At 66.0% G+C, this 1,185-nt stretch carries 1 protein-coding gene; it reads left to right on the top strand.

Features of this window, described 5'->3' with window-relative positions:
- Window positions 1-66: 66 nt before the first annotated feature.
- On the top strand, window positions 67-1,161 hold the full coding sequence (locus ACFOX0_RS34150) for an IS630 family transposase (RefSeq protein WP_377553820.1): 1,095 nt from the start codon (window positions 67-69) through the stop codon (window positions 1,159-1,161).
- Window positions 1,162-1,185: the final 24 nt, after the last annotated feature.

Here is a 1,185-nt window from a genome sequence, read left to right on the forward strand (position 1 = left end):
CTAGTGTCGCGTAATTGAGATCTTTTACGTGGCTTGGTGTTACTTCATCCTGGTTGACTTGGGCTCGTGGCGTTGACGCAGCAGCAGCGGGTTGAGCTGTCCAGTCTGGTGGGTGACCGGCGGGTGGACGCGGTGGTGGCCGGGCGGGCGCGGATGGTGTTGTGGCGGGACGAGGGCCGTAGCGCGGAGGAGGTCGCGGCCTTGGCCGGGGTGTCGCGTCCGACGGTGAACACCTGGGTACGCCGCTACCACGACCACGGCGTGCCGGGCCTTGCCGATCGACCCCGGCCGGGTAAGCCGGCCGAGGTTCCCGGGTCGGTGCGGGCGCGGATCCTCGCCCTGACCCGGATGGCCCCACCGGCGGTGACGGGGCTCACGCACTGGTCGAGCCGGGAACTGGCGAACTACCTGGCCAGACACGAAGAGACCAGGGTGTCGCACAACTTCATCGCCGACCTGTGGCGCCAGCATGGACTTGCCCCGCACCGGTCCGGCACCTTCAAGCTCTCCAGGGATCCGGCGTTCGCCGACAAGGTCGTCGACATCGTCGGCCTCTACCTGAACCCGCCCGACGGGGCGGTCGTGCTCTGCGTTGACGAGAAAACGCAGGTCCAGGCCCTCGACCGTACCCAGCCGCTGCTGCCGATCGACTTCGACCGCACCGAGAAACGCACCCACGACTACGTCCGGCACGGCACCACGAACCTGTTCGCCGCACTGAACACGGCCACCGGCACGGTGACGGCCCGCTGCTTCCCGAAACGACGCGGTGCTGAGTTCCTGACCTTCATGAAGACCATCGCCGCCGCCTACCCCGGCCGTGAGCTGCACGTCGTCGTGGACAACCTGTCCACCCACACGACCGACGAGGTGAAAACCTGGCTCGCCGACAACCCCCGGATCGTCTTCCACTTCACCCCCACCGGCTCGTCATGGTTGAACATGGTCGAGATCTGGTTCGGGATCATCACCCGGCAGGCCATCCGACGCGGCACCTTCACCTCCGTCACCCGCCTGACCAGGGCGATCAACGACTACGTCACCGCCTGGAACACCGACGCGAAGCCGTTCGTCTGGACCGCGACCCCCAGCGAGATCCTGACCAAGGTCCGCTGGGTCCACACCGAGGTCCGCAAACTCCTCACCAACAACGACAAGTAAACGATCTCAATTACGCGACACTAG

The organism is Micromonospora zhanjiangensis, assembly GCF_042650605.1.
Classification (GTDB): Bacteria; Actinomycetota; Actinomycetes; order Mycobacteriales; family Micromonosporaceae; genus Micromonospora_J; species Micromonospora_J zhanjiangensis.